This window comes from Helicobacter turcicus (assembly GCF_019711685.1).
Classification (GTDB): Bacteria; Campylobacterota; Campylobacteria; order Campylobacterales; family Helicobacteraceae; genus Helicobacter_D; species Helicobacter_D turcicus.
The window spans coordinates 244,831-269,448 of record NZ_JAIGYQ010000001.1 but is presented as its reverse complement, the minus strand read 5'-3'; the positions used below and the strand labels follow the sequence as shown (position 1 = coordinate 269,448).

The 24,618-nt window shown below is 35.8% G+C and carries 20 protein-coding genes and 1 other RNA gene; 5 read left to right on the top strand and 16 right to left on the bottom strand.

All coding sequences use genetic code 11. The features are described 5' to 3' along the window. Positions 1 to 89 precede the first annotated feature (89 nt). Positions 90 to 1,889: a translational GTPase TypA gene (gene typA, locus K4G57_RS01230; RefSeq protein ID WP_221531356.1), complete on the top strand. Its 1,800-nt coding sequence runs from the start codon at positions 90 to 92 to the stop codon at positions 1,887 to 1,889. Between the two features lie 11 nt (positions 1,890 to 1,900). Next, complete coding sequence (locus tag K4G57_RS01225; RefSeq protein ID WP_221531355.1) at positions 1,901 to 4,273, top strand: ribonucleoside-diphosphate reductase subunit alpha; 2,373 nt, start codon at positions 1,901 to 1,903, stop codon at positions 4,271 to 4,273. A gap of 304 nt (positions 4,274 to 4,577) precedes the next feature. Here the strand turns inward: K4G57_RS01225 and prfB are convergent, their stop codons facing one another. From prfB to ccoG, 9 genes are all read right to left on the bottom strand, one after another. Then, positions 4,578 to 5,681, bottom strand: coding sequence for a peptide chain release factor 2 (gene prfB, locus K4G57_RS01220; protein ID WP_221531354.1), 1,104 nt, complete (start codon positions 5,679 to 5,681; stop codon positions 4,578 to 4,580). Positions 5,682 to 5,690: 9 nt separating this feature from the next. After that, on the bottom strand, positions 5,691 to 6,689 hold the full coding sequence (gene mnmH / locus K4G57_RS01215; protein WP_221531353.1) for a tRNA 2-selenouridine(34) synthase MnmH: 999 nt from the start codon (positions 6,687 to 6,689) through the stop codon (positions 5,691 to 5,693). Between the two features lie 36 nt (positions 6,690 to 6,725). Then, positions 6,726 to 6,823, bottom strand: an RNA gene (gene ffs, locus K4G57_RS01210) — signal recognition particle sRNA small type. Positions 6,824 to 7,524: 701 nt separating this feature from the next. Then, positions 7,525 to 8,505, bottom strand: coding sequence for an iron-sulfur cluster assembly scaffold protein (locus tag K4G57_RS01205; RefSeq protein WP_221531352.1), 981 nt, complete (start codon positions 8,503 to 8,505; stop codon positions 7,525 to 7,527). Positions 8,506 to 8,516: 11 nt separating this feature from the next. Then, positions 8,517 to 9,689 (bottom strand): NifS family cysteine desulfurase, encoded by a 1,173-nt coding sequence (locus K4G57_RS01200; RefSeq protein WP_221531351.1) that lies wholly within the window; start codon positions 9,687 to 9,689, stop codon positions 8,517 to 8,519. 266 nt (positions 9,690 to 9,955) lie between these two features. Continuing rightward, positions 9,956 to 10,675, bottom strand: coding sequence for a 3-deoxy-manno-octulosonate cytidylyltransferase (gene kdsB / locus K4G57_RS01195; RefSeq protein ID WP_221531350.1), 720 nt, complete (start codon positions 10,673 to 10,675; stop codon positions 9,956 to 9,958). Positions 10,676 to 10,677: 2 nt separating this feature from the next. Continuing rightward, a complete protein-coding gene (locus K4G57_RS01190) occupies positions 10,678 to 10,959 on the bottom strand; it encodes a TFIIB-type zinc ribbon-containing protein (protein ID WP_221531349.1) in 282 nt (93 codons plus the stop codon). A 394-nt stretch (positions 10,960 to 11,353) separates the two neighbouring features. Continuing rightward, positions 11,354 to 12,421, bottom strand: coding sequence for an AI-2E family transporter (locus tag K4G57_RS01185; protein WP_221531348.1), 1,068 nt, complete (start codon positions 12,419 to 12,421; stop codon positions 11,354 to 11,356). 8 nt (positions 12,422 to 12,429) lie between these two features. After that, positions 12,430 to 13,797, bottom strand: coding sequence for a cytochrome c oxidase accessory protein CcoG (gene ccoG / locus K4G57_RS01180; RefSeq protein WP_221531347.1), 1,368 nt, complete (start codon positions 13,795 to 13,797; stop codon positions 12,430 to 12,432). A 189-nt stretch (positions 13,798 to 13,986) separates the two neighbouring features. Here ccoG and rpsU point away from each other — a divergent pair, with 189 nt between their 5' ends. After that, a complete protein-coding gene (gene rpsU / locus K4G57_RS01175) occupies positions 13,987 to 14,199 on the top strand; it encodes a 30S ribosomal protein S21 (protein WP_006803152.1) in 213 nt (70 codons plus the stop codon). Between the two features lie 288 nt (positions 14,200 to 14,487). On the opposite strand, the gene K4G57_RS01170 is transcribed toward rpsU, so the two are convergent. The 7 genes from K4G57_RS01170 to K4G57_RS01140 all read right to left on the bottom strand — a co-directional run bounded on the left by K4G57_RS01170 (position 14,488) and on the right by K4G57_RS01140 (position 21,875). Next, positions 14,488 to 14,892 (bottom strand): cyclophilin-like fold protein, encoded by a 405-nt coding sequence (locus tag K4G57_RS01170; protein ID WP_221531346.1) that lies wholly within the window; start codon positions 14,890 to 14,892, stop codon positions 14,488 to 14,490. A 122-nt stretch (positions 14,893 to 15,014) separates the two neighbouring features. Continuing rightward, positions 15,015 to 17,600, bottom strand: a complete 2,586-nt coding sequence (gene alaS / locus K4G57_RS01165; RefSeq protein ID WP_221531345.1) for an alanine--tRNA ligase — start codon at positions 17,598 to 17,600, stop codon at positions 15,015 to 15,017. An 89-nt stretch (positions 17,601 to 17,689) separates the two neighbouring features. Then, the gene (locus K4G57_RS01160; RefSeq protein ID WP_221531344.1) at positions 17,690 to 18,610 is read right to left on the bottom strand and encodes a hypothetical protein; all 921 of its coding nucleotides are present in this window, start codon (positions 18,608 to 18,610) and stop codon (positions 17,690 to 17,692) included. Beyond that, the gene (gene aroC, locus K4G57_RS01155) at positions 18,610 to 19,692 is read right to left on the bottom strand and encodes a chorismate synthase (RefSeq protein ID WP_221531343.1); all 1,083 of its coding nucleotides are present in this window, start codon (positions 19,690 to 19,692) and stop codon (positions 18,610 to 18,612) included. The genes K4G57_RS01160 and aroC overlap by 1 nt, the downstream gene beginning before the upstream one ends. A 1-nt stretch (position 19,693) precedes the next feature. Then, the gene (rnc, locus tag K4G57_RS01150; protein WP_221531342.1) at positions 19,694 to 20,362 is read right to left on the bottom strand and encodes a ribonuclease III; all 669 of its coding nucleotides are present in this window, start codon (positions 20,360 to 20,362) and stop codon (positions 19,694 to 19,696) included. A gap of 9 nt (positions 20,363 to 20,371) precedes the next feature. Continuing rightward, entirely contained in the window at positions 20,372 to 20,797 is a 426-nt protein-coding gene (gene rnhA / locus K4G57_RS01145; protein ID WP_221531341.1) for a ribonuclease HI, read from the bottom strand. After that, on the bottom strand, positions 20,772 to 21,875 hold the full coding sequence (locus K4G57_RS01140; protein ID WP_221531340.1) for a tetratricopeptide repeat protein: 1,104 nt from the start codon (positions 21,873 to 21,875) through the stop codon (positions 20,772 to 20,774). Before K4G57_RS01140 ends, rnhA begins: the two co-directional genes overlap by 26 nt. A gap of 105 nt (positions 21,876 to 21,980) precedes the next feature. Between K4G57_RS01140 and dnaG the strand changes: the two genes are divergently transcribed. Next, positions 21,981 to 23,660 (top strand): DNA primase, encoded by a 1,680-nt coding sequence (gene dnaG / locus K4G57_RS01135; RefSeq protein ID WP_221531339.1) that lies wholly within the window; start codon positions 21,981 to 21,983, stop codon positions 23,658 to 23,660. After that, positions 23,638 to 24,615: an argininosuccinate synthase domain-containing protein gene (locus K4G57_RS01130; protein WP_221531338.1), complete on the top strand. Its 978-nt coding sequence runs from the start codon at positions 23,638 to 23,640 to the stop codon at positions 24,613 to 24,615. Before dnaG ends, K4G57_RS01130 begins: the two co-directional genes overlap by 23 nt. Positions 24,616 to 24,618 lie beyond the last annotated feature (3 nt).

Here is a 24,618-nt window from a genome sequence, read left to right as displayed (position 1 = left end):
AATATTCCAAAAATACAGCAAAAAAACATTTAAGGAAGTTTAGAGTAGAATCCGCGAATTATTTTCAAATTTTTCGGTCAAGGAAGTGAATGCAAGAAATTAGAAATATTGCGGTTATTGCACATGTAGATCATGGTAAAACGACGCTTGTTGATGGGTTGTTGCGGCAGTCTGGAACTTTTGCAAGCCACGAGCAAGTAGATGAGCGTGTGATGGATAGTAATGATATTGAAAAAGAGCGCGGAATCACGATTTTATCTAAAAATACAGCAATTAACTATAAGGGCGCAAAGATTAATATTATTGATACTCCAGGACATGCGGATTTTGGAGGAGAGGTTGAACGTGTTCTAAAAATGGTTGATGGCGTGTTATTGCTTGTAGATGCACAAGAAGGGGTTATGCCACAAACAAAATTTGTGGTAAAAAAAGCACTAGGACTTGGAATCCGTCCAATTGTGGTGGTTAATAAAATTGACAAACCAGCAGCACAACCTGATAGAGTGATTGATGAGGTGTTTGATTTGTTTTCTGCAATGGGAGCAAATGAAGAGCAACTTGATTTTCCTATTGTGTATGCAGCAGCACGTGATGGCTATGCAATTAAGGAGCTTGATGATGAGAAAAAGAATCTAGAGCCACTTTTTGACGCGATTTTAGAGCATGTGCCACTCCCTAGTGGAAATAGAGATAATCCACTCCAAGTGCAGATTTTTACGCTAGATTATGATAATTATGTGGGTAAAATTGGAATTGCTAGAATTTTTAATGGTAGGATTAGAAAGGGTGAGAGTGTAATGCTTGCAAAAAGCAATGGGGAAAAAGTTACAGGCAAGATTACAAAATTGATTGGATTTTATGGACTTGCAAGAACGGAAATTGATGAGGCACAAGCTGGAGATATTGTAGCACTTGCAGGATTCCATTCTATTAATGTTGGGGATTCTATTGTAGATCCTAATAATCCTATTCCCCTTGACCCTATGCATTTAGAAGAGCCAACAATGAGTGTAAATTTTGCAGTCAATGACTCACCTTTTGCAGGATTAGAGGGGAAGCATGTAACAGCAAATAAGCTAAAAGAGCGCCTTGAGAAAGAAATGCAAACCAATATTGCAATGAAAGTAGAAGAACTTGGCGAAGGGAAGTTTAAGGTTAGTGGTAGAGGAGAGTTACAAATTACAATTTTAGCAGAGAATCTAAGGAGAGAGGATTATGAGTTTAGCATCTCTCGTCCTGAAGTTATTATTAAAGAAAGAGATGGGCAAAAATGCGAACCTTTTGAATCTTTGGTTGTGGATACACCACAGGATTATTCTGGAAGTGTGATTGAAAAACTAGGGCGTAGAAAAGCAGAGCTAAAAGCAATGAATCCCATGGGTGAAGGCTATACGAGATTGGAATTTGAGATTCCAGCTAGAGGGCTTATTGGTTATAGGAGTGAGTTTTTGACGGATACTAAGGGTGAAGGAGTGATGAATAATAGCTTCTTGGAATTTCGACCCTTTAGTGGAAGTGTGGAAACAAGAGGCAATGGGGCACTCATTTCAATGGAAAATGGAGAAGCAACTCCTTTTTCACTAGGAAACATTCAAGAGCGTGGCGTGTTGTTTATTCCACCACAGACAAAAGTATATGTAGGAATGGTTATTGGAGAGCATAGCAGAGAAAATGATCTCGATGTAAATCCTGTGAAAGCAAAACACCTAACAAATATGCGTGCAAGCGGGAGTGATGATGCAATAAAGCTTACTCCACCACGTGATTTAAATTTGGAACGTGCGCTAGAGTGGATAGAAGAAGATGAGATTTTAGAAGTTACACCAAAAAACATTAGAATTCGTAAAAAAATACTAGATCCAACACAGAGAAAAAGAAAAGCAAAGTAGGGAGTGGAATAATGCTAACAGTTGTTAAAAGAAATGGGCGCATTGAGCCGCTAGATGTTACAAAGATTCAAAAATACACACGTGATTCTGTAGTGGGGCTTGAGGGTGTGTCTCAAAGCGAACTAGAAGTGGATGCAAAGTTGCAATTTCGCGACAAAATCACCACACAAGAGATTCAGCAAACACTAATTAAAACAGCAGTGGATAAGATTGATATTGATTGTCCAAATTGGACCTATGTTGCAGCACGTTTATTTTTGTATGATTTGTATCATCGTGTCAATGGATTTAATGGTTATAAGACTTTAGCAGAATATTTTGAAGTGGGAGAGAGAGAGAATCGTATCATTTGCGGATTAAAAGAAAAATTTAATTTGGAACGTTTGGATAAAAAAATTGTTAAAGAAAGAGATTTGCAATTTAATTACTTAGGTATTAAAACGTTATATGACCGCTATTTACTAAAAGATAAACAAGGCACTCCTATTGAATTACCTCAACATATGTTTATGGGAATTGCTATGTTTTTGGCACAAAATGAAAAGGATCCTAATTATTGGGCGGAGCAGTTTTATGACTTGCTTTCAAAATTTGAAGTTATGGTGGCAACTCCAACACTTTCAAATGCTAGGACACCACGGCATCAATTAAGTTCTTGTTATGTGGGGAGCACCCCAGATAGTATTGAGGGTATTTTTGATTCCTATAAAGAAATGGCTCTTTTAAGTAAATATGGAGGTGGAATCGGTTGGGATTTTTCAAAAATTCGTGGGCTTGGAAGTTTTATTGATGGGCATAAAAATGCGGCAGGAGGGGTAATTCCTTTTTTAAAAATTACAAACGATATTGCTATTGCCGTAGATCAGTTAGGCACTAGAAAGGGTGCAATTTCTGTGTATTTAGAGCCTTGGCATAGTGATATTTACGATTTTGTAGATATTAAGAAGAATAGTGGGGAAGAGCGTAGAAGAACACATGATTTATTTCCAGCACTTTGGATTCCAGATTTATTTATGAAAAGAGTGAGTGAAGATGGTTTGTGGAGTTTGTTTGACGCATTGGCTTGTTCTGATTTAACAAATCTTTATGGTGAAGCTTTTGAGATGCGCTATATCCAGTATGAACAAGACGCAAGTATTGCGCGTGAAACGGTTAGAGCTAAGGATCTTTGGAAAAAGATTCTAACAAGTTATTTTGAGATTGGTTCACCCTTTTTGTGTTTTAAGGATAATGCAAACCGCGCAAATCCAAACGCACATGCAGGGATTATTAGAAGTTCAAATCTTTGCACGGAGATTTTTCAAAACACAGAGCCAAATGCTTCCTTTATTCGTGTAGAATTTGAAGATGGGACAATCGAAGATTATCCAGAGTATCAATCCATTATTACTGATTGTGGCGTGGAAAAGCTTTCTAATAAAATTACTTCTACAGATAGCATTGGAGGTAAAAAGGTTTTTATTGCACAAAGAGAATCTAGAGATGGAAAAACTGCAGTATGTAATCTAGCCTCTATCAACCTTTCAAAAATTAACACAAAAGAAAATATTGAACGTGTTGTACCGATTGCGATTCGTATGCTTGATAATGTGATTGACTTAAATTTCTATCCAAATCGCAAAGTCAAGGTAACAAATCTTGATAACCGAGCCATTGGACTAGGAGTTATGGGGGAAGCGCAAATGCTTGCAGAATCTCGTATTGAGTGGGGCAGTGATGCGCATTTGCAAAAGATTGATGCGATTATGGAATCTGTGAGTTACAATGCGATTAAATCAAGCTGTGCGTTAGCACAAGAGAAGGGTGTGTATAATGACTTTGTAGGCTCTGAATGGTCAAAAGGGATTTTTCCGATTGATAAGGCAAACAATGAGGCGAAAGCCTTAGTGGATCGCGGAGGGTTATTTGCGTATGATTATGATTGGAATGCATTGCGTGAAGAGGTAAAAACAAAAGGAATGCGCAATGGTTATTTAATGGCGATTGCTCCAACAAGCTCTATTTCAATTCTTGTGGGAACAACACAGACGATTGAGCCAATTTATAAACGTAAGTGGTTTGAGGAAAATCTTAGCGGTTTAATTCCTGTTGTTGCGCCAAATTTAAGTTTGGATAATTGGAACTACTACACTTCTGCATATGAAATTGATCAATGTTTGCTTGTTAAAGCTGCAGCAGTGCGTCAAAAATGGATTGATCAAGGGCAAAGCACAAATATTTTTATGGCATTGAATCTAGCAAGTGGAAAATACTTAAATGAAATCTATATGCTTGCATGGAGGCTTGGATTGAAATCAACTTATTATCTACGTTCTCAAAGTATAGAAGCAGAAACTACAACAGATACAATGGATAGAAGCATTGAGTGTGAGGGGTGTCAATAGGTGAAAGTCTTATTTTGTTGATACTTTAGAGAATGTATCTCTCTTGTTTCTATTAAAATAAGTGGAATGCAATCTTTATTTATGATGTTATGTTAAGGCAAACTAGTAAGAAAAATTTAAATACAAATGGATTTAGGAATTAATCATAATTGTTATGTGCAGATTTTAGAATCTCTTTAGTTTATGTGAAATCTTTATTTGAGCAAGTTTTTGTAATAGATTGCTTATAAAAAGCAAACGGCATTAGGAAAATCCCTCCTTAGATAATCTGTAAGCAAGATTGCGAGTTGGTTTGCAGTAATAATTACGATTCCGTATTTTGTGTGTTAAGATAAATAAGCACACCTTCTAAAATTGCATCAATATCGCCATCTAAAATTGCATCAACGTTAGTATAAGCTAGGTTTGAGCGCAAATCTTTCACTTGCTGGTAAGGCGTTAAAACATAGCTTCTAATTTGATGTCCCCAGCCGTTATCGCCTTTATCAGTATTGCTACTTTGCTCCTCACGTTTTAAACGTTCTAATTCATAAAGCTTAGATTTTAGCATTTTAAGCGCACTAGCTTTGTTTTTATGTTGGCTCCTATCATTTTGACATTGCACAACAATCCCTGTTGGTTGGTGTGTGATTCTAATAGCAGACTCTGTTTTATTAACATGTTGTCCTCCTGCTCCAGATGCTCGGTAAGTGTCAATGCGCAAGTCTTTTTCCTCAATTACAATATCAATCTCATCATCAATTTCTGGACTGACCTGCACAGAGCTAAAGCTTGTATGACGTTTAGCGTTTGCATCAAAAGGAGAAATGCGCACAAGGCGATGCACACCATTTTCAGCCTTAGCATAACCATAAGCATTTTCACCTTTGACAATAAAACTTACGTCTTTAATCCCAGCTTCATCACCCTCTTGATAATCTAGTAATTCCACCTTAAAGCCTTTGCGCTCCGCCCAACGCAAATACATACGATAAAGCATACTAGCCCAATCTTGTGATTCCGTCCCACCAGCACCGGGAGTGATAGTGAAAATGGCATTATTGGAATCTAAAGAATCACTTAGCATGACTTCAATTTCTGCGTGTTTAATAATCTGTTCTAGTTCTTCAGATTCTGCAAATAGTGCTTCAAGGCTTTCGCTATCATCGCTTGAGAGTTCAAAAAGCTCACGTGCATCATCAAGGGCTAATTTTGCGTTATTGTATTTTTCTAATTGACGTTCACAACGTTTTTTTTCTTTTTGTAGCTCCCCAGCTTGTTTTGCGTTATCCCAAAATTCTTTTGTTTGTTCTAACGTTGAAATCTCATCAATACGTTTTTTTAAGAAGTTTGGTTGCATAATTTTTGTAATGTTTTTACATTTTGTATCAAGAGTTTTTAGGAGTTCGCTATAGGTATAAGTATCCAAAATTTTCCTTTATACGTAATATTGTGTTGCAAAATCGCAAATTTCTGCTTGTGTTTGCTCTAAAGAGTGGTAGGGAATGGAATAAACATAGGATTCCTTTTTATAGACTCTATCATAATATTCTACAAGCAAAATTTCAGCTACACGCTCTAAATCCCCACGCCAAAAGGCATCCTTAGCACTTTGCCAATACTCCTTTTTCATAAAAGGGGCGATTTTTTGCATTGCGTTTTCAAAAAATGCAGGTGAAATTTTACCATATTGCTCTGTGATTCTTTGGATACGTGCTTGAAGAGGTGTTTGAATAAGAATCTTTGGGGAACTTTGGTAAGAGTTATAAAGAATGCTTGGTAAAATTAAATTGCCAATTTTTTTGCTCTCCCCCTCTATTAGCACAAAAGGCACACTCTCTAGTTTTTTTAGTCTTGCAAAAAGCATATTTTGGAAATCCTTAACGCTAGGTTGGAATCCATAAATTGCTCCAAAGCTAGAACCCAAATGTTTTGCGATTTTTTCTAAATCCAAAGAATTCTCAAAAGAAGCAATAATTTCACTTTTTCCACTCCCTGTTTTTCCAACAAGCGTAACAAAGCGGTGTGGTAGTGGGGATTGCAAATAGCGCACCACCTCCTTGCGGTAAGTTTTGTAGCCACCTTCTAATAAAGCCACTTGATAGCCAATGGCACTTAGCACTGTGAAAAAGGCTTGACTGCGCATTCCACCGCGTGCGCAATGGATTCCAATAGGTTTTTTTGGGCTAATTTTATCTTGTAAATTTAAAAGGTGTTTGGAAATATTTGCACTCACAAAACTTGCACCCAAAACCCTAGCTTTAAAAGAATTTTGTTTGTATAGCGCACCAATACATTCAAATTCATCATTATTTAAAACAGCGCAATTTATGGCGTTTGGAATGTGGGATTCTGCGTATTCTCTAGGAGAACGCACATCTATAATGTGTGAAAAATCCATTTTTAAAAATGTCTCTATGGAAACCTTTTTTGTCATTGTTAATCTTAGTTTATAGAAGTTTAGTAGTTATACCCCTCTTAAGATACTTGCGGCACATAAACTCTTTAGGGGCTCTGCTGTGTTCCCACCCTGAAGCATTACCCAAAAAGCCCATTGCACAAGTCTCAAAAAGGGCAGATAGGATTTTATAACATCTTAAATAAAAATAAATTGAATTATAAGCTAACTTTTAAAATATCTTGGCATCTTTATTGTCTTGTGTCCTTTTCTAGCGGAAAATTATCAAAAAGGAGATATGGCAGAATCTCTACTTCAATATAATCTAAACCTATCTTGCAGTTTTATCACAAAGGAAGCGAGTCAATAAACATTTACTTTAGGTAAAAGTGCGCAAGTGCAAGGAGAGTATTCCATAAAAAAGAGTTAGAGAATTATAGTGGCAATGGAGATATTACACTAATATGAGGAGATGGCAAAGCGGGATTGGGTGCATATTTTATAAGGATGCACAGAGTTTTTTAGATTAAGGATTCATGTAAAAGGAAGCAAACTTAGGAAAGACCACTTATTTTGCTGCAGGAGAAAATAGGAGTAGAAGTAACCTTTAGCGCACAAAATCCAAAACGGCAGTTGCACTAAGGCAAAAGAACTCTGTTTTATCTATAAATGGAAAAGGTATGTAAGGATAACTCTTGCGGTGCTAAAAGAGTTAAATCCTCTTTTGGCAAGTGGTATTTTCTGCCATTTTTGCAATAACAAAACTAAAATTTGCAATACTTGATATTTAAGATAATACCACGTCAAATTAAAATTTTCTAAATTTAAATGCTATATAGAATCTATACGTTTAAGATTCATTTTGGCATATTGTTTATACAGGAAATACTCGGATGCTAGAATCTAAGGATTCCTGCAAAACAGATTCAATGGCAAAAAGTGTCCCAGTAGCACTACTTGCACAACCACTACACGCACCCAAATAGCGGATATAAACATCTGTATAGCCGTCACTTCCATTTTTTAAATCAATGATTTCCATATTGCCACCATCCATCATTAGCATTGGGCGAATTTTTTCATCAATTGTGTGTTCAATAGCTTTAATTTTTTGCACCATCGTCATTTCTGTAAATTTCAAATCCCCATGTTTTTGTGCATCGGCTTTTGCACTTAAGGATTCCTCTTCCATTTCTGTGCGCACTTCTTTTAAAATATCTTCTAAATAATATTCTCTCTCTTCGTGTCCTCCGGGCTTAATACAGCTTTTACAAAATGCACCCGCTTTTGTGTATTCTGTAATTTCTTCCACACTCTTTAAATTGTTAAGCTTAATCACTTCTTTAAGTGTTCCAAGACTCACTCTAGCGCACTCACACACGATAATTTCATCTTCAAAATCATCGGGGTTTTTTCCTAGATAAAGTGCCGCTGCTTTTTTAATGACATCATAAGCCATAACAGAGCAGTGCATTTTTTGACCCGGAACCGCTGGAGTATCTGGATCATCACGCAAGGCTTTCTCTACATCAATATTTGTAATTTTTACTGCCTCTTGCACCTTTTTGCCTAAGCAAAGCTCTACCATCATATCACTACTTGCAATTGCAGTTCCGCAACCAAAACTCTTAAATTTTGCATCAACAATTGTGTCATCAGAATCAATAAGCCAATATAATCTAACTGCATCACCACACGCTTCTGCGCCATAGTCTGCAACAATGAGTTTTAAACCTCTCTTATTGGCTTCCTCTTGTGTGATAACTCCTAAATGTGTTGGGTTGTCCATTCGCTCACTAACTTTTTTAGAATATGCATCCCATAATGCACCACCTAATAATTCATTTTTTGCCATATTTTTTCCTTTCAATAACTGCTTGAAATTGCTCTTAAGCGTTCAATGGATTTTTTAAAAATTTCAATTGCATAATTAATCTCTTCTTCTGTTGTAAAGCGACTAAGAGAGATTCTGACTGCTGTATGTGCTAGCTCTTTATCTGCACCAATTGCACTCATTACAGGATTCGCTTCTAAATCTTCACTAGCACAAGCACTTCCTGTAGAACACGCAATTCCATACTTGTTTAAATCCCACAGCATTGCCTCACCTTCAACACCACGGATACTAATTAGAATCGTATTTGGGACTCTAATATCACGACTCCCTACAACAAAAGTATCCTTAATAGATAAGAGGGCATCTTCTAATTTATCACGTAAACGTTTTACATTATTGCGTTCAAAATCTAAATATAACGTTGCTTGACGCATTGCCTCTCCCATTGCGATAATATAAGGCACATTTAAAGTTCCGCTACGACGCCCACCCATATGCTCTCCGCCATGGAATAGAGGAGTAAGTTTTATATTTTTTCTTATGTATAAACCACCGATCCCTTTTGGTCCATGGAATTTATGTGCACTAAAGCTAAGTAGGTCGATATTGCATTTTTGCACATCTACGGGAATCTTACCGATAGCTTGCACGGCATCTGTGTGAAAAAGGATTTCATGTTTTTTGCAGATTGCCCCAATTTCTTCAATGGGGGAAATAATTCCTGTTTCATTGTTTGCCCACATTACACTAACAAGAGCAGTTTTCTCTGTGATTGCTGCTTCAAGTTTAGCAATATCAAGCGTCCCATTCTCGCCAATGGGTAGATATGTAACATTGACACCTAAATCTTCTAGGAAGCGACAGGTTGCAAGAATTGCTGGATGTTCCACTTCTGTGGTAATGATGTGGTTTTTCTCTCCAAAGCGCAAAATATCAAAATATACTCCCTTTAGCACCCAGTTGTTACTCTCTGTTGCGCAAGAAGTAATGATAATATCATCCTCATTGTGCGCATTAATACCTTCATAAATGTATTCAAACGCTTCTTTGATAGCTGGATGTGTTTCTGTGCCAAAGCTATGCAAAGAGTTAGGATTGCCATATTTTTCGCAGAAATACACATCCATTTTTTCCTTTGCTTTTGGGTCTAGCATTGTTGTGGCGTTATTGTCTAAATACACCCTTTTGTTAGGCTTCTCCATATTGTTTGTCCTTTCTTAAATAAAAGATAAAAATAATGTTTCTATTTTATGTAATGCTAATTGTAAATTGCGTTTAGCTTTTACTCTAAAAACGCTTAGATTTTTTTTAAGTGTCGCGTAGTATAAACCATGACAAAATCAACGTCAAGACAAATCAAAATCACATCTACTAAATCTCTTATAAGTCCAGCTAACCCATCAAAAAGCATACATATAAGGATAGGCTCAAAAATAGCACTTACATAAAAATAAATAAGGATTTGCAATTATTGATGAAAACATTTTAATGCTCTTTGTAAATCTTCTTGTGTATCAATTCCGAAAGATTGTGATTCCACCTTTGCTATTGCGATGGTTTTTCCATTTTCTAATGCACGTAGTTGTTCAAGCTTTTCAATAGATTCCAAAGTGGATTTTGGTAGGCTACAAAATTCTTGCAAACTCTCCATACTAAAAGCATAAATCCCTAAATGCCCATAGTATGTTATGGAATCCAAGTTGTCTCTATTGTAAGGAATCTTAGAGCGTGAAAAGTAAATTGCTTCATTGTTTTGATTTAGCACAACTTTTACAAGGTTGGGATCTTCTGCTTCACTTTGTGTGATAACTTTTGCGCAACTCCCCATAAATGGAGTCTTACCTCTTTTAGATTCCATTAAAATTTTTAGTGTTTTTATGACCTCTACTTCTAAAAAGGGTTCATCAGCTTGTAAATTTATCACAATCTCAGAGCCTTTGAGTTTCAAAGAGCGTGCGCATTCTGCGATTCTATCTGTGCCACTTTCATGTGTGTTGCTTGTTAGGATAGAGGCAATCTTATAATGCGCACAAACATGAGCAATGCTATCGTCATCACAAGCCACTACGACATCATCAATTTGCTTTGCTAGTTGTGCTGTGCGAATCACCATTGGGATTCCATCAATTTGTGCTAAAACCTTGTTAGGAAAGCGCGTGGATTTGAGTCTTGCTGGAATTATAATCATTGCTAAAAGTCAAACAAGTCGCTAAAGAAACTTTCGCGCTTTTTGTATTTGTAATCTTTATGATGGCGGTAATCTTGTGAATAGTTTTGTTGGTTTTGGTAGCTTGGCTGCGGAGTTTGCTGATAATTTTGTCTTTGTTCTCTTGGTTCATTTGAACGTTCAATAATCTTGTCTAACTCTCCGCGGTCAAGCCACACGCCACGGCATTTTGGGCAATAGTCAATCTCAACGCCACTGCGCTCACTCATTACTAAATCTACACCTACACATACAGGACATTGCATAATTTCTCCTTTTTAAAAACGATATTATAGCAAATTAGAGACAATCTAGCAGTAAAATGTAGGAGGATTTGAGATGTATTGTTGTAAGGATAAGGCAGAGGTGTGGAATCTAAATTTCTAAAAGTTTATAACCAACTCCTATGATTTTAATGTGATAGGCTTCACTTAAGAAATACGGCTATATGCTTATAAAGGTGATTTGCAAAAATATAGGCATTTTTTTAAGATTCCAAAAATATATTCTTTATTCTGGTGCAAAACTTAAAGATTTTATCTCTTATTTGGTCAAAAATCATAAAATAATCTTTTTTAACAATTCTTTAGAATAAGATTGATAAAACTAATATCAAAATCTTACATGCTTACTATGGTTTAAGCAAGGCTGACTTTAAAATTAGTGTTCGTGGGATTTCAGAAGAGTTTTGTAAATCCTAAGCAATGCGATAAATAGTGCAGTGATTGTTGGTCCTAGCACAATTCCCCAAAAACCAAAACTTGTAAGTCCAGCAATAATGGCAAAGAAAATTAGCATTTCGTTAATATTTATTGGAGTTTTAATAAGGACACGATTAATGAAGGTAATGATAAATGGTTTTACGCCATTATCTGCAAGAGTTGCAATGATGATAATAGAATAGAGAGCGATAATAATAGCATTAGTATGGTTTCCAAGATAGAGTTCGTATCCGACAATAGGAAGCCATACAAGTGTGCCACCAACCACAGGCACAAGAGAAGCAAAACCATAAAAAACCGCTAGTAAATAGGCATTATAGCCATAAAATAGCATAAGGATTCCAAATAAAGTCCCTTGCAAAACCATAGAGAAAATAGAGGAATAGAAAACCACGTTAATTACCGCATTTACCTCATTATATAAGGATTGTGTTTGTTTAGGATTAAAAGGAATTAACTCTAAGAAATAATGTCCTAGAGTATTTCCATAGTAGTAAAAAAAGAATAAAAACACCAAGATAAAGAGTGTATCACTTACAAAATGCAAACTATTTTTTGAAGCTTTTGCAACTAGATTTAGCCCTTGTTTGACGACATCACCCCAATTTATTGTGTGGAATTGCTCAAGCCACACATTCACTTCGTTCTGTATCATTGTTGGTAAATAGGAAAGTAAATCTTTACTAAAAAGTGTTAAACGTATTTGAGTATCAAGTAAGAAATTTTGAAAATTTCCTAAATCTAAATTTGTGGCTATGTTTGCAAGGTTTAATAAAATGTAAAAAATCGGCACAAAACAGAGTGTAATTAGCATTAGCACCATTAATATGGAGGCAAGGAGAGGGGATTTTACACATTTTAAAAGTGCGCAGTAGATACCTTGTGTAGCAATAAATAGTAAGAATGCAATCAAGATATTCATCAAAAAAGGCATATAAAGCTTAAAAAGTGCCAACAAAGTCAGCATAAAAGCAATTAAAAAGAAATAGATTCCACTACTGCGCATTTTCGTCCTTATTTGTTAATCATTTTGCTAGGTGGATAGATAAATACGCTTTTTCTATGCACTTCAATTGGTTCTTTGCTATCTAGTGCATAAGCTTTGATTTGTAGCTGAATATGCGTATTTTTTTGTGTATCTTGTGCTAAGTTTTTATCCGTGTAGAGCGTAACGGGCTGTTTTTGCTTCTCACCAGCTTTAATTAAAAATGGCTTACTAGGGCGTTTAATCTTAATTGCATCGTTATTTTCTATTGTGAAATAAAACTCATAATCTTCCTTGTTTGTGTTTTGAAATAGGAAAATGTAGGAATTTTCTACAATGTGATTGTCGCGAATGGATAGTTCTCCTCGATTAATATTTAAAAGCATGCTTTCCTTTTTGGAACTCATTGTCAAAAGTCCAACAAAAACAATCGCAAGCGCAACCATATACGCAATGGTTTTAAAGCGCATATAGCGCACTTTTTTACGCTCTTCAATGCTTTGTGGGCTTGTCCAAGAAATCAACGTCTCTTTGCCAAGTTTGCCCATCACGCGTGTGCAAGCGTCAGAGCATTCAAGGCAGTTAATGCACTCTAGTTGCATTCCTTTCCTAATGTCAATATGTGTTGGACAAATCTTTACGCAAGCTTCACAGCCCGTGCATTCAGCATTTGGGGTTTCAGGCTTTTTCCAGAGTTTAATTCCTTTTGCATCAAAGACATTTCCACCGCGTTTGTAGTCATACACAGTCATAATTGTGTCATTATCGTATAAAACGCTTTGAACGCGACTATAAGGACACATATAAATACAGAAATTTTCTTTAATAAATACGACATCAGCAATCAAAAATAGCGTGATTCCTAGTAAGAAAATAAAGAGATATTTATGTTCTAGTGGATTTTGGATATAGTTAAAGAAATCTGTCGGTGGCACGAAATACCACATAAAGTTTGAGGCTGCAACAAGTGCTAAAGCTGCCCAAATAAGAATAGCTATAACTTTTTTTACTTTGTTAATTCCTAAGCGCATATCAGGTTCTAATTGGCGGTTTTCAATGCGTTTGCGCAAACGTAGAATCTTAGTTTCTAGCAAATCTCTATAGAGCACACGGAAGATTGTCTGCGGACAAGCCCAACCACACCATACACGTCCAGCAAGTGTTGTAAGAAAGAAAATGGATAAAAACATCAAAATTAATAAGAAAGGCATTAGATATAATTCTTGTGTATCAAAAGCAACACCAAGTAAATGCAATTGATTGTGGTCAAAAGATAAGAGAAAAATTTGGTTGCCATTGATTTGGATAAATGGAATTGCAAAGATAAAGATTGTCGTAATGAGATACATGCTATATCGTCTTTTGAAATATTGTCGTATATTCCGTATTTGCTCCATAAAATCTCCTTAAAAAAATCTAAAAATTTCTCGCAATACTAGCGCAATAAGTGTAAAAAGTAGCAAAAAATTCAAATTTTTATGTTTTTGGTGGGATTTTTCATTTTTCTCACATTGTGTTGGAATGCTTTATGATACAATCACATGCTTTTTTGAAGCAATAATTTTTACACGAAGGTGGTGATTTAGATGCCGGGAATTAAAGTTAGGGAAAACGAATCTTTTGATGATGCGTATAGAAAGTTTAAAAAACAAGCTGATAGAAATCTTGTTGTAACTGAAAGTCGCGCAAGAAGATTCTTTGAACCAAAAACTGAGAAGCGTAAAAAGCAAAAAATTAGCGCACGTAAGAAAATGCTTAAACGCTTATATATGCTTAGACGCTACGAATCAAGGCTCTAAAACAAAAGGGATTCCACTTTTTTTGGAATCCTTGTTTGCCTCTTTAATATTTCTTTATTGATATTTTATTGGTCTTAGAATTTCTAAGATTATTTTTTTGTGTGATAAGCTTTTTAGTTGCAAGTTGCTTGGATAAAAAACTAAGACTTCTGTAAAAACAAAAATGCTTGAATGAAGAGCAATCCATTACAAAGCTTAAGCTAGAAATTCCATATACTAGGCTTTAACGCAATTTCAAAACTACGACTACTTAGTAAAATTCTTTTTGGTGAAATTCTTCTTACAAAATTACAAAGGCTGAAATCTCTCAAATCTAACGCTTATATCTCCATCTCCTAAATGTGGTAGATTCTCAATATGTCCGATCTTTGTATAGCTATAATTTGTGTTAAAACTTTTATAAAATATCACCAAGCAATCCTCGCCATGAAGCATTATATCTCCAGCATTAATAGTTTTGGGATTAGACGAATTAGAAGGAAGCGTGTAGGGTAGAGTTCCGTATTTTTCATTTCCATTTAGCTCTTTTAAGGTTAGAGTTTGTGGCAGCTTTTTTGCGAAAAGTTGCGCACTTGGGTTGTTGTAGATTTGCGCAATATATTTTTTATCATTTATGTTTATGATAATCTTTGTTTGTGTTTCCACTGCATTAGCTCCTAAAAGTATCAAAAAAAGAATCAAAAAGCGCCACATGAACTTCTCCTTTAAAGTTAGGCTAAAATTTATCTTTAATCAAGATTCCAATGTCTTAACAAATCCCGCCAATTCTAGCAGACAATTCGATACAACTAAATTGCTTTATATTTTTGCCAATTTTATTTTAAACTCTCCCTTGCGATTTGTTTTGCTAAATCTAGAGCTTCTTTGATTTTGCTAATATCTTTTCCACCAGCGGTAGCAAAGTCGTCTCTCCCACCACCATTACCGCCTAGTTCTTGAGCAACTTGTTTAACCCAAACTCCAGCTTTAAGTGGTGCGTTTTTAACACCAGCCGTGATAGTGACTTTATTTTCATTTTGTGTGATGAGCAAAATTGCAACCTTTTGATTTTCATTCTTTGCATTATCTACAAGCTCTTTAGCTTCCTTTGTATCAATGTTTTTTAGATTTAAGACAATGAGCTTTACTTCATTTAGTATTTCTGACTCCAAAGTTTTTGCACTCTCACCACCTTTGCCTACCTTTTCTTTTAGCGTCTGTATTTGTTCCTTTAGCTTCATAATTCCTTGCATAACATCTTGAGTTTTTAGTGTGTTTTTTAGTATTTTGATAGAATCTAGCGCATTTTTGCCATATTGATATGCTGCTTTGCCACACACTGCCTCAATGCGTCTTGTCCCACTGCTCACGCTACTTTCGCGCACAATATAAAAACTCCCAATTTCTGCGGTATTTTGCACATGGATTCCACCGCATAGTTCAATGGAATCCCCAAAAGTGATAACCCGCACACTTTCTCCATACTTCTCACCAAAGAGTGCCATTGCCCCTTTTTCCTTTGCTTCTGTAATCCCCATATTCTCGCATATTTGTGCGCTTTGACTTAGAATTTGCGCATTTACAAGTTCTTCGATGGCTTCTAGCTCATCGTTTGTTAGGGCTTTTGGGTGGCTAAAGTCAAAACGCAAACGATTAGATTCTACAAGGCTCCCAGCTTGCGTGATATGGCTACCTAAAATCTTACGCAAAGCATAATGTAGTAAATGTGTAGCAGAGTGGTGCTTAGCAATTTCTAAGCGACTAGAATCCACTTGTGCATCGACCAAATCCCCTGTTTTAATCACGTTTGCTGTAGTAATTTTAGAGAGATTTAATCCAAAAAATTTTTGTGTATCCAATACTTTTGCAACAATATTGGAATCTATTTTTAAGATTCCTTTATCTCCTACTGGTCCGCCTGATTCTGGGTAAAAAGGTGTGGAATCCAACATTACATAGCCATATGCATCGCTTTGCAAAGATTCTATGCGCTTAAAGTTAGAATCAAGTAGGGCTAAAATCCTAGATTTTGTTTGTGTATGCGTATAGCCATTAAATGTGTTTTCTCCAAATTCATTTAACAATGTATTAAAATCACCCTCTTTTACGCTATCACCACTTCCCTTCCAATGCGCCTTGCTTCTGTCTTTTTGCTCTTGCATACATTTTTCAAAGCCTTCCATATCCACGCTTAAACCTACTTCTCTTAACATATCTTGTGTTAGATCAAGCGGAAAACCATAAGTATCATAAAGTTTAAAAGCAATATGACCTTTAAAGTTTTTCTCCTTGTGTTTTTTTATGGAATCTAATTCTGCGTTAAACAAACTCATTCCTAATTCTATTGTCTCAAAAAACCGCTCTTCTTCGGCTTTGCATTGCTCCATAATTGCATTTTGACGTTCTCTTAAGTAACCATAATGCTCTCCCATTTGCACGCACACAGCCCCTACAATTTCGTATAAAAATGCTTTTCTTAAACCTAGTAAATATCCGTGTCTAACTGCACGACGTAAGATTCTACGTAGCACATAACCACGTCCCTCTTTATCAAAATGAACACCTTGTGCAAGCAAAAACGTCACACTTCTAGAATGGTCAGCAATGACTCTAAAGCTTGCGCCACTCTCATACACATAGGTTTGTCCACTTAGTGCTTCTACTTTCTTAATTAGAGGCATAAATAAACTAGAATCAAAGTTGCTAAACTTACCCTCTAGTAGTGCTACTACTCTCTCTAGACCCATTCCTGTATCAATGCTAGGCTTAGGTAGTGGCTTTAACTTCCCATCTTTATCGCGTTCATATTGCATAAAAACGAGATTCCATATTTCTAAAAATCTATCACCATCGCCACCAAAATAATCTTCTTCTCCTTTAAAATGTTTTTCTCCTTGATCAACAAAAATCTCACTACAAGGTCCGCAAGGTCCTGTATCACCCATTTGCCAAAAGTTATCTTTATCACCCATTCTTTTAATACGACTAGAATCTATGTGTCTGCACCATAGTTCATAGGCTTCATCATCACTTTCATGGATTGTTACATACAACAAGGATTTATCAAAACCTAGAATTTCTGTTACAAACTCCCATGCATACGCAATTGCTTCTTTTTTAAAATAATCACCAAAGCTGAAGTTGCCAAGCATTTCAAAAAGTGTGTGGTGACGTGCAGTGTAGCCGACATTTTCTAAGTCATTATGCTTACCTCCTGCGCGAATACATAGCTGTGCGCTCGTAGCCCGTTTTTGACTTGGAATTGGAATTTTGCCTGTAAAAATATCCTTAAACTGCACCATTCCTGCATTGGTAAAAAGCAAACTTGCATCATCTGGAACAAGGGGCATTGAAGCATACACTTGATGTCCTTTGGACTCAAAATACTCTAAAAATAGTGCTCTTATGTCTTTTGCTTTCATTGAAATACCTTAAAATTTTAAGTAAAAAAATTGCAAAATTCTACTTTTTTTCAATTAAAAACTCGCTTTAGTTATGGTTTTTGGTGAATTTATTTTAAGAGATTTTGCAGCGCACTCTGCCATAAATTTTTGCGTTTTAGCAATGCTTGTGCAATGTTTTGATGGGCTTGACGCAAGGCTAAATTTTGATAGGATTTTACAAAATCTATGACTTGTTGTGTAATCCTTTCTTTAGGAAGCGCATAAGCTTTTGGAATATTGAGTGTACAGGATTTGTAGCTTTCTAAATTTGCGCTTTGATTGTCTGCTACCTCTAAAGCAATAGCTGGGATTCCACAAGATAGAATCTCTCTTAAGTTCTGTCCGCACGCACAAATGCAAAAGTCCATACTAGCAATGCACTGCGCCATTGCTTTTGGGCTTAGATTGTAGTGTGGAATTATTCCTTTTGGTAAAATGTTGGAATCTTTTGTAATGCAATGGATTTGAAAATGAGGAAATGTATTTAAAAGTGCATAAGCTAGGGGAGTGTTGAGTTTTAAAATATCTTCTCCACCTAATGTGATTAAGCAGTGCTTAAGAATTGGTTTGAGTTTTGGTGGGGTTTGATGCTTAAAAGCACTTTGGATTAATGTATAGGCATCACCTAAAAGTAGTGTGTGGTTAGGGTATTTGACTTTGTATTTTTCGGATTCTACACCCTTTGCATTATTAATGATAATTCCTTGTGGGTAATCTAGACGTAAAGTATCATCAAAAAAGAGACAATTTCTTGTGTGCTTTGTCGCTAGGATATAAGAATCCAAAGGCAAAACATAAGAATCAATAGCAATTAAGTCGTATAAAGTTTGGAATGTAAAAGTTTCTAAAAGTGCGGAATCTAAAAGTTCTGTTTTAAAACCCTGCGCTTCTAGCTGTTCTTTTAGTGCAGTGCAACGACTAATATGCCCAAAGCCAACACCAAGTTTGCCATCGGCAAAGATTAATGCTGTTTTTGTGGGTCTTAGCATTACTTTTTAGAAGCGTAGATTTTTTGTAAATATTCAAGCTTACTTGTGGCATTTAGCAAAAGCATATCAGCTAGAATTAATGCAAGCTGTGCTTCACACACGACACTACCACGCACGGCAATGCAAGGGTCGTGGCGTCCTTTAATGTTGCACTCTAATACATTTCCATTAATATCTTGCGTGTATTGAGGTAAGAAAATGCTAGGTGTGGGTTTAAAATGCACTTTAATTAGAATTTCATTTCCTGTGCTAATACCTCCTAAGATTCCGCCACAATGATTGCTTTGGAATCCCTTTTTATCCATTTGGTCATTATTTTCTGATCCTAGTAAATGTGTAGATTCTGTACCTTCGCCAATTTCTACTGCTTTAACGCCATTTAGCCCTAGCATTAATGCTCCAATGGCACTATCAAGTTTATAATACAAAGGTTCACCAAGTCCAGCCGGGATTCCACTTGCTCTAACTAATGCAACACCGCCAATACTATTGTGCGCATTTCTCGCATTATTTATTGCTTCTTTTTGTTGGGATTCTACATTTTTATCTAGAGCAAAAATCTCACTTTTTTGAGCATTCTTAAAGTCAATATCTTTGCCTAAAATCTTGCCAATACTTAGGATTCCACTTTGTATTTTAATGTTAAAGTGTGATAAAAGTAGCTTTGCAATTGCTCCAGCTGCCACGCGCACAGCACTTTCTCTAGCACTACTTCTGCCGCCACCTCTATAATCTCGGACTCCGTATTTTTGAAAATAGGTAAAATCTGCGTGTCCGGGACGAAATAAATTTTTAATGGAATCGTAATCTTTGCTTTTATTTGCAGAATTTTGGATAAAAAATCCAAGCGGTGTGCCAGTGGTTTTTCCCTCAAATACACCGCTTAAAATTTCAACCCTATCAGCTTCTTTACGTTGTGTAGAATAGAGATTTTGTCCGCCTGCTCGGCGTTGCATTTCCTTATAGATAAAATCCATGTCCATAGGAATTCCAGCGGGCAATCCATCAATTACCCCTCCAATCCCTACTCCATGGCTTTCTCCAAATGTTGTAACCCTAAGCGCTTGTCCAAAAGTATTCATTTTATGCCTTTAACGTTTCAAGAGCGATTTTTGCACAAGTTTGTTGAGCTTCTTTTTTGCTTTTTCCATTTGCCCTTGCAAATTCTCTACCTTGAATTTTTACACCTATTAGGAAGTTTTTATTATGATCTGGTCCGCTAGAATCTAACACAATGTATTCTGGAGTTTCGCTAAATCTAGCTTGCGTTAATTCCTGTAAAGCTGTTTTGTAATCATAAAATAGACTATTTAAATCAATATTAGGATGCACTGCGTTTAAGAGATGATGCACTAGAGTGCGCACCACTTCTAAGCCACTCTCTAGATAAATTGCACCAATGACTGCTTCAAAGGCATTAGATAAAATGGAATCTTTTTGACGACCATTGTTTTGTTCTTCAGAATTTGAAATAAAAATATAATCTCCAATATTTAGATGGCGCGCAACTTTAGCAAAAGCTTTTTCATTAACCATTGAAGCACGCATTTTAGAAAGTTCCCCTTCTTTTGAGTTTGGAAATTTTTTATACAAAAACTCACCAATGATTAAATCTAGCACTGCATCGCCTAAAAACTCCAAACGCTCGTTGTGAACACCTTTTTTAGTGCTTTTATGTGTAAGAGCTTCTTTGAGTAAATGTTGAGTTTGAAAGTGGTAACCTAGTATTTTTTCAAAATGTTTTAAATCCACAAATAATCCTTAAATATTTTTAAATTTTAATGCTTCTTCTTTAGCAATCCTGTCGCAACGTTCATTTTCGCTATGTCCGCTATGTCCTTTTACCCATGACACTTTGATTTTATGGGGTTTTGCTGCCTTGATGTAACGTTGCCAAAGTTCAGAGTTTTTGACATTTTTGAAATTTTTAGCAATCCAGTTTTGAAGCCATTTACTAAGTCCATCTAGAACATATTTAGAATCACAGACTACAAGCACCTCACAAGGCTCTTTTAAAGCTTCTAAACTTGCAATTAATGCCATTAGCTCCATTTGATTATTTGTGACGTTTTTCGCTCCTCCGCGCAGAACTTTTTCGTGTTCTCCATAACGCAAGATTCCGCACCAACCGCCAAAACCTGGATTTCCTAAAGAAGAACCATCACAAAAAAGAGTAACACACTTCATCTTGCTTTTCCTTTAAAAACACTAGTGTTTTAGAAGTTAAGAGTTTAGCGCAATATGGACAACGTTCAAAGGCTAAAGGAGAAGTTCCGCTACAATTTATACATTGGTAACTAAAACGTAAATCCCCTTGATAATTTTTGTTTGCACGCAATAAACAGAGTGTTTCTAGTTCAAAAGTTGCCTTTTTTGATGTGCTTAGCGGGAGGATTCCTTTAGCTTCTAGAATATCTTTTAGAACGTTTTGATTTTCTTGCAAAGAAGAGTTTTCTAGTGTCTCTAATAGACTTGTTGGAATCTCTTTTTGATTCCATAATAAATCTAGAATTTGCAAAGGTAAGTTGTGTGGATTCTCTAATAAACATTGCCAAAATAGTGTTGGATGGTAATCTTTAAAAAAACTCAAAATTAATCGTGCTAAGCGAGGCTCATCTTTTAGCATAGTAAGAAGCTTAGAAGGAAGCTGATTTTGACTAATTTTAGTTGGGTTTTGGTGGGTAAAAATTAGAATTTTAGTTTTTAGATAAGCTTTGTGTAACTGCGTTCCACCTTGGATTTCTTCTAGGCAATCTAGTGCTTCTAGTGCATCTCTAAAAGCATTTAACTCTTCATAAATTTTAATTAGCGCATTTAAAATTATAGGATTGCGCGGATAGTGGTGTAAGATTTCAAGGTAAATCTCTTTTGCACGCAAGGGAAAGCCAGCTTTGGTATAGACAAGTCCTAGAGATTCTAGGATTGGAATCTTATCAAGTGGATTTTTTATGGAATCTAAAAGCGTGGCATAAAGTCTGATTGCTTTTTCATAATTCGCGCTTTTTTGATACATTTTTGCCATAAAAAGTAAAGATGGAATCGGATTTGGGCTTAGGGCTAGAAATTCCTTAACTTCCTTATCAAATCCGACATAATCAAAACTTTTCATAAATTTACTTAACGCTTCTTGTTGTTTTTTGCTAATGATATAATTCCAATAATAGCCAAAGAGACTAACAAGCCCAATACAAAAAATTAAGACCACAACACCAAAGAGCGGATTGCGGTATTCAATATTATGTATTGCGTATTCAAAAAAATCCACACTATCCCTTTTAAATAAAAATGTGAGCATTATAACAAAACTTATAGGTAAAATTTTGTAGAATACACATTTCTTTAAAGTTAATCTTGAACGCTTGGAGTAGAATTGATACAACAACAAAGCATTGATGCACTAAAAAATCAAATAGATATTTTAGAAGTGATAAGTCATTATATTGAAGTAAAAAAAATGGGCAATAGTTATAAGGCTTGTTGTCCTTTTCATCAAGAAAAAACCCCAAGTTTTGTGATTAATGTCAATAAGGGTTTTTATCATTGTTTTGGCTGTGGAGTGGGTGGCGATTCTATAAAATTTGTCATGGAATATGAAAAGTTAAATTATGTAGAAGCAATTGAAAAGCTTGCACAATTATATAATGTGCATTTAGAATATTCTCAAAATATTCAAAGTGATGATAGTCATAAGATAATGGATTTTATGAATGGCTATTATCAAACAATGTTAAATTCTGAAGTGGAGTCTTATATTAAGCAACGTGGAATCACAACAGAGATTAAAACACGTTTTGAGCTAGGTTTTGCTCCTCAAAATCACGAGATTATGGCGCATTTACAACGTAATATGGTAAATTTGCACGAGGCACTAAATCTTGGAATTTTGGGACTTGATAGGGAAAATGGCGTGAGACGCTACTATGCGCGTTTAACGCAACGCCTAATTTTTCCTATCCGTTCTGCACAAAATAAAATCATCGGTTTTGGAGGGCGCACACTTACAAATCATCCAGCAAAATATATTAACTCGCCTCAAACAAAATTATTTAATAAATCTCAAGTGCTTTATGGCTATCCACAAGCTAAGGAGAGTATTTATCGTTTAGGAAGTGTGATTATTACAGAAGGGTATTTAGATACACTTATGCTACATCAAGCAGGTTTTACAAATGCGGTTGCTACTCTTGGCACAGCACTAACTAGAGAGCATTTGCCTTTATTAGCTAAAGGGAATCCAAAAATCATTTTAGCATTTGATGGAGACAATGCTGGTATGCAAGCAGCTTTTAAAGCCGCAAGTTTGTTAAGTATAGCAAATAAGCAAGGAGGTGTGGTGCTATTTGATGGGGAATTAGATCCTGCTGATATGGTAAAAAATGGAGAAATTGAGGAACTAAAGAGTCTTTTTGATTCTCCAATTCCATTGATTGACTATGTTTTAGAGAGTGTTTTAAAACGTTATGATTTACAAAATGCAGTACAAAAAGATAATTGTCTAAAAGAAGCATTAGAGTATCTTCACCAACTCTCTCCAGTGATTCAAGAGGAATATAAGTTTTGGCTCTCTCAACATTTAGGGTTACCTGCGCATTTAATTCAAACCAAAAAGTCATACACTCAAAATAAAAATATTACAAAAGAAGTGTCAAGGGTGAGTGAAGCAAGTTTTTATGATTTGTCAGAGAAAATTATTATTAAAAGTGTGCTAGAGAATATGGAGCTTTTGGAGTTTGTGTTAGATTATCTTGAACCACAGATGTTTCATACACAAAGAGAAGCTTATGATAAACTTTTAAGGAATGAGCTTGAAGACCCACTATTAATTGGAATCTTATTAGACGAAAAGATAAAACCACAAGATAAGGAGCATTTAAGACAGCAAATTATTATGGTTTTATACCAGCATTACGACCAAAAACGTAGGGCTTTAAATTACGATAAGGGTTTATCTTTGCGCGAGAAGGCGTTTTTGCTGCGGAAATATCAAAAATATTTAGATGATTTGAAAAAAGGAGATTTGTTGCTATATGAAGGCATTAGCGTTATTTAGTGGTGGGCTTGATAGTCTGCTTGCGATTAAAATCATTAAGGATTTGGGTGTTGATGTGTTGGCACTGCATTTTAATATCGGCTTTGGTGCAAAACGTGATAAAAGTGAGATTTTGCGACAACGTTTGGATCAAGTGGGCGTGGAGCTAAAGATTGTAGATATTAGAAAGCAGTTTTTTGAAGATGTGCTTTTTAAGCCGAAATTTGGCTATGGAAAATACTTTAATCCTTGTATTGACTGCCATGCAAATATGTTTTCTCACGCACTTGGTATGTTGGAATCTCAGGGAGCTAGCTTTGTGATTAGCGGGGAAGTTTTGGGGCAACGTCCAAAAAGTCAAAGAGCAGAAGCACTTGGACAGGTGGAGCGTCTTTGTGAAGCAAATGGTTTGATTGTACGTCCAATGTCAGCAAAGCTTTTGCCTATTAGCATTCCAGAGCAGAGAGGTTGGATTGATAGAGAGAAATTATTAGATATTCATGGAAGAGGACGTGAGAGACAATTACAACTTGTAAAAGAATATGGTTTGGAATATTACGAACGACCAGGAGGGGGTTGCCTTTTAACAGAAACTTCAGTGGCAAACAAAATAAAAGATATTCAAGCACATCGTGAAGTAGTGTTTGAGGATATGGAGCTTGTGAAGTTTGGGCGTTATATGATTTTACCAGATGGTGGGCGTTGCGTGATTGCAAGAAATGCAGAAGAAAATGAGCGCCTAGACTTTAAACATCCTAAGATGAGTAAGATTGAGCTTTTAGATTGTATTGGACCTTTAGGGCTTGTAGAAAACAATGCAAGTGAGCGTGATAAGCAACTTGCAATAGAACTTACGTTATTGTATGGAAAATCAGAGGCGGATAAAAACTATCAAGTGCGCTTTGAGGGACGAGAATTTCAGGCAATGGCGTTTGAAAGTAAAGAAAAAGCAAAAGAATTTTTAATTAAGGAGTAAGTT

Bases quoted from the DNA above. Each gene is read 5' to 3' on its own strand.
- K4G57_RS01225 (WP_221531355.1), top strand. From the start codon at position 1,901: ATGCTAACAGTTGTTAAAAGAAATGGGCGCATTGAGCCGCTAGATGTT.
- ccoG (WP_221531347.1), bottom strand. From the start codon at position 13,797: ATGGAGCAAATACGGAATATACGACAATATTTCAAAAGACGATATAGC.
- typA (WP_221531356.1), top strand. From the start codon at position 90: ATGCAAGAAATTAGAAATATTGCGGTTATTGCACATGTAGATCATGGT.
- K4G57_RS01130 (WP_221531338.1), top strand. From the start codon at position 23,638: ATGAAGGCATTAGCGTTATTTAGTGGTGGGCTTGATAGTCTGCTTGCG.
- K4G57_RS01200 (WP_221531351.1), bottom strand. From the start codon at position 9,689: ATGGAGAAGCCTAACAAAAGGGTGTATTTAGACAATAACGCCACAACA.
- mnmH (WP_221531353.1), bottom strand. From the start codon at position 6,689: ATGACAAAAAAGGTTTCCATAGAGACATTTTTAAAAATGGATTTTTCA.
- K4G57_RS01190 (WP_221531349.1), bottom strand. From the start codon at position 10,959: ATGCAATGTCCTGTATGTGTAGGTGTAGATTTAGTAATGAGTGAGCGC.
- rpsU (WP_006803152.1), top strand. From the start codon at position 13,987: ATGCCGGGAATTAAAGTTAGGGAAAACGAATCTTTTGATGATGCGTAT.
- K4G57_RS01170 (WP_221531346.1), bottom strand. From the start codon at position 14,892: ATGTGGCGCTTTTTGATTCTTTTTTTGATACTTTTAGGAGCTAATGCA.
- kdsB (WP_221531350.1), bottom strand. From the start codon at position 10,675: ATGATTATAATTCCAGCAAGACTCAAATCCACGCGCTTTCCTAACAAG.
- K4G57_RS01205 (WP_221531352.1), bottom strand. From the start codon at position 8,505: ATGGCAAAAAATGAATTATTAGGTGGTGCATTATGGGATGCATATTCT.
- K4G57_RS01185 (WP_221531348.1), bottom strand. From the start codon at position 12,421: ATGCGCAGTAGTGGAATCTATTTCTTTTTAATTGCTTTTATGCTGACT.
- rnhA (WP_221531341.1), bottom strand. From the start codon at position 20,797: ATGAAGTGTGTTACTCTTTTTTGTGATGGTTCTTCTTTAGGAAATCCA.
- K4G57_RS01160 (WP_221531344.1), bottom strand. From the start codon at position 18,610: ATGCTAAGACCCACAAAAACAGCATTAATCTTTGCCGATGGCAAACTT.
- alaS (WP_221531345.1), bottom strand. From the start codon at position 17,600: ATGAAAGCAAAAGACATAAGAGCACTATTTTTAGAGTATTTTGAGTCC.
- aroC (WP_221531343.1), bottom strand. From the start codon at position 19,692: ATGAATACTTTTGGACAAGCGCTTAGGGTTACAACATTTGGAGAAAGC.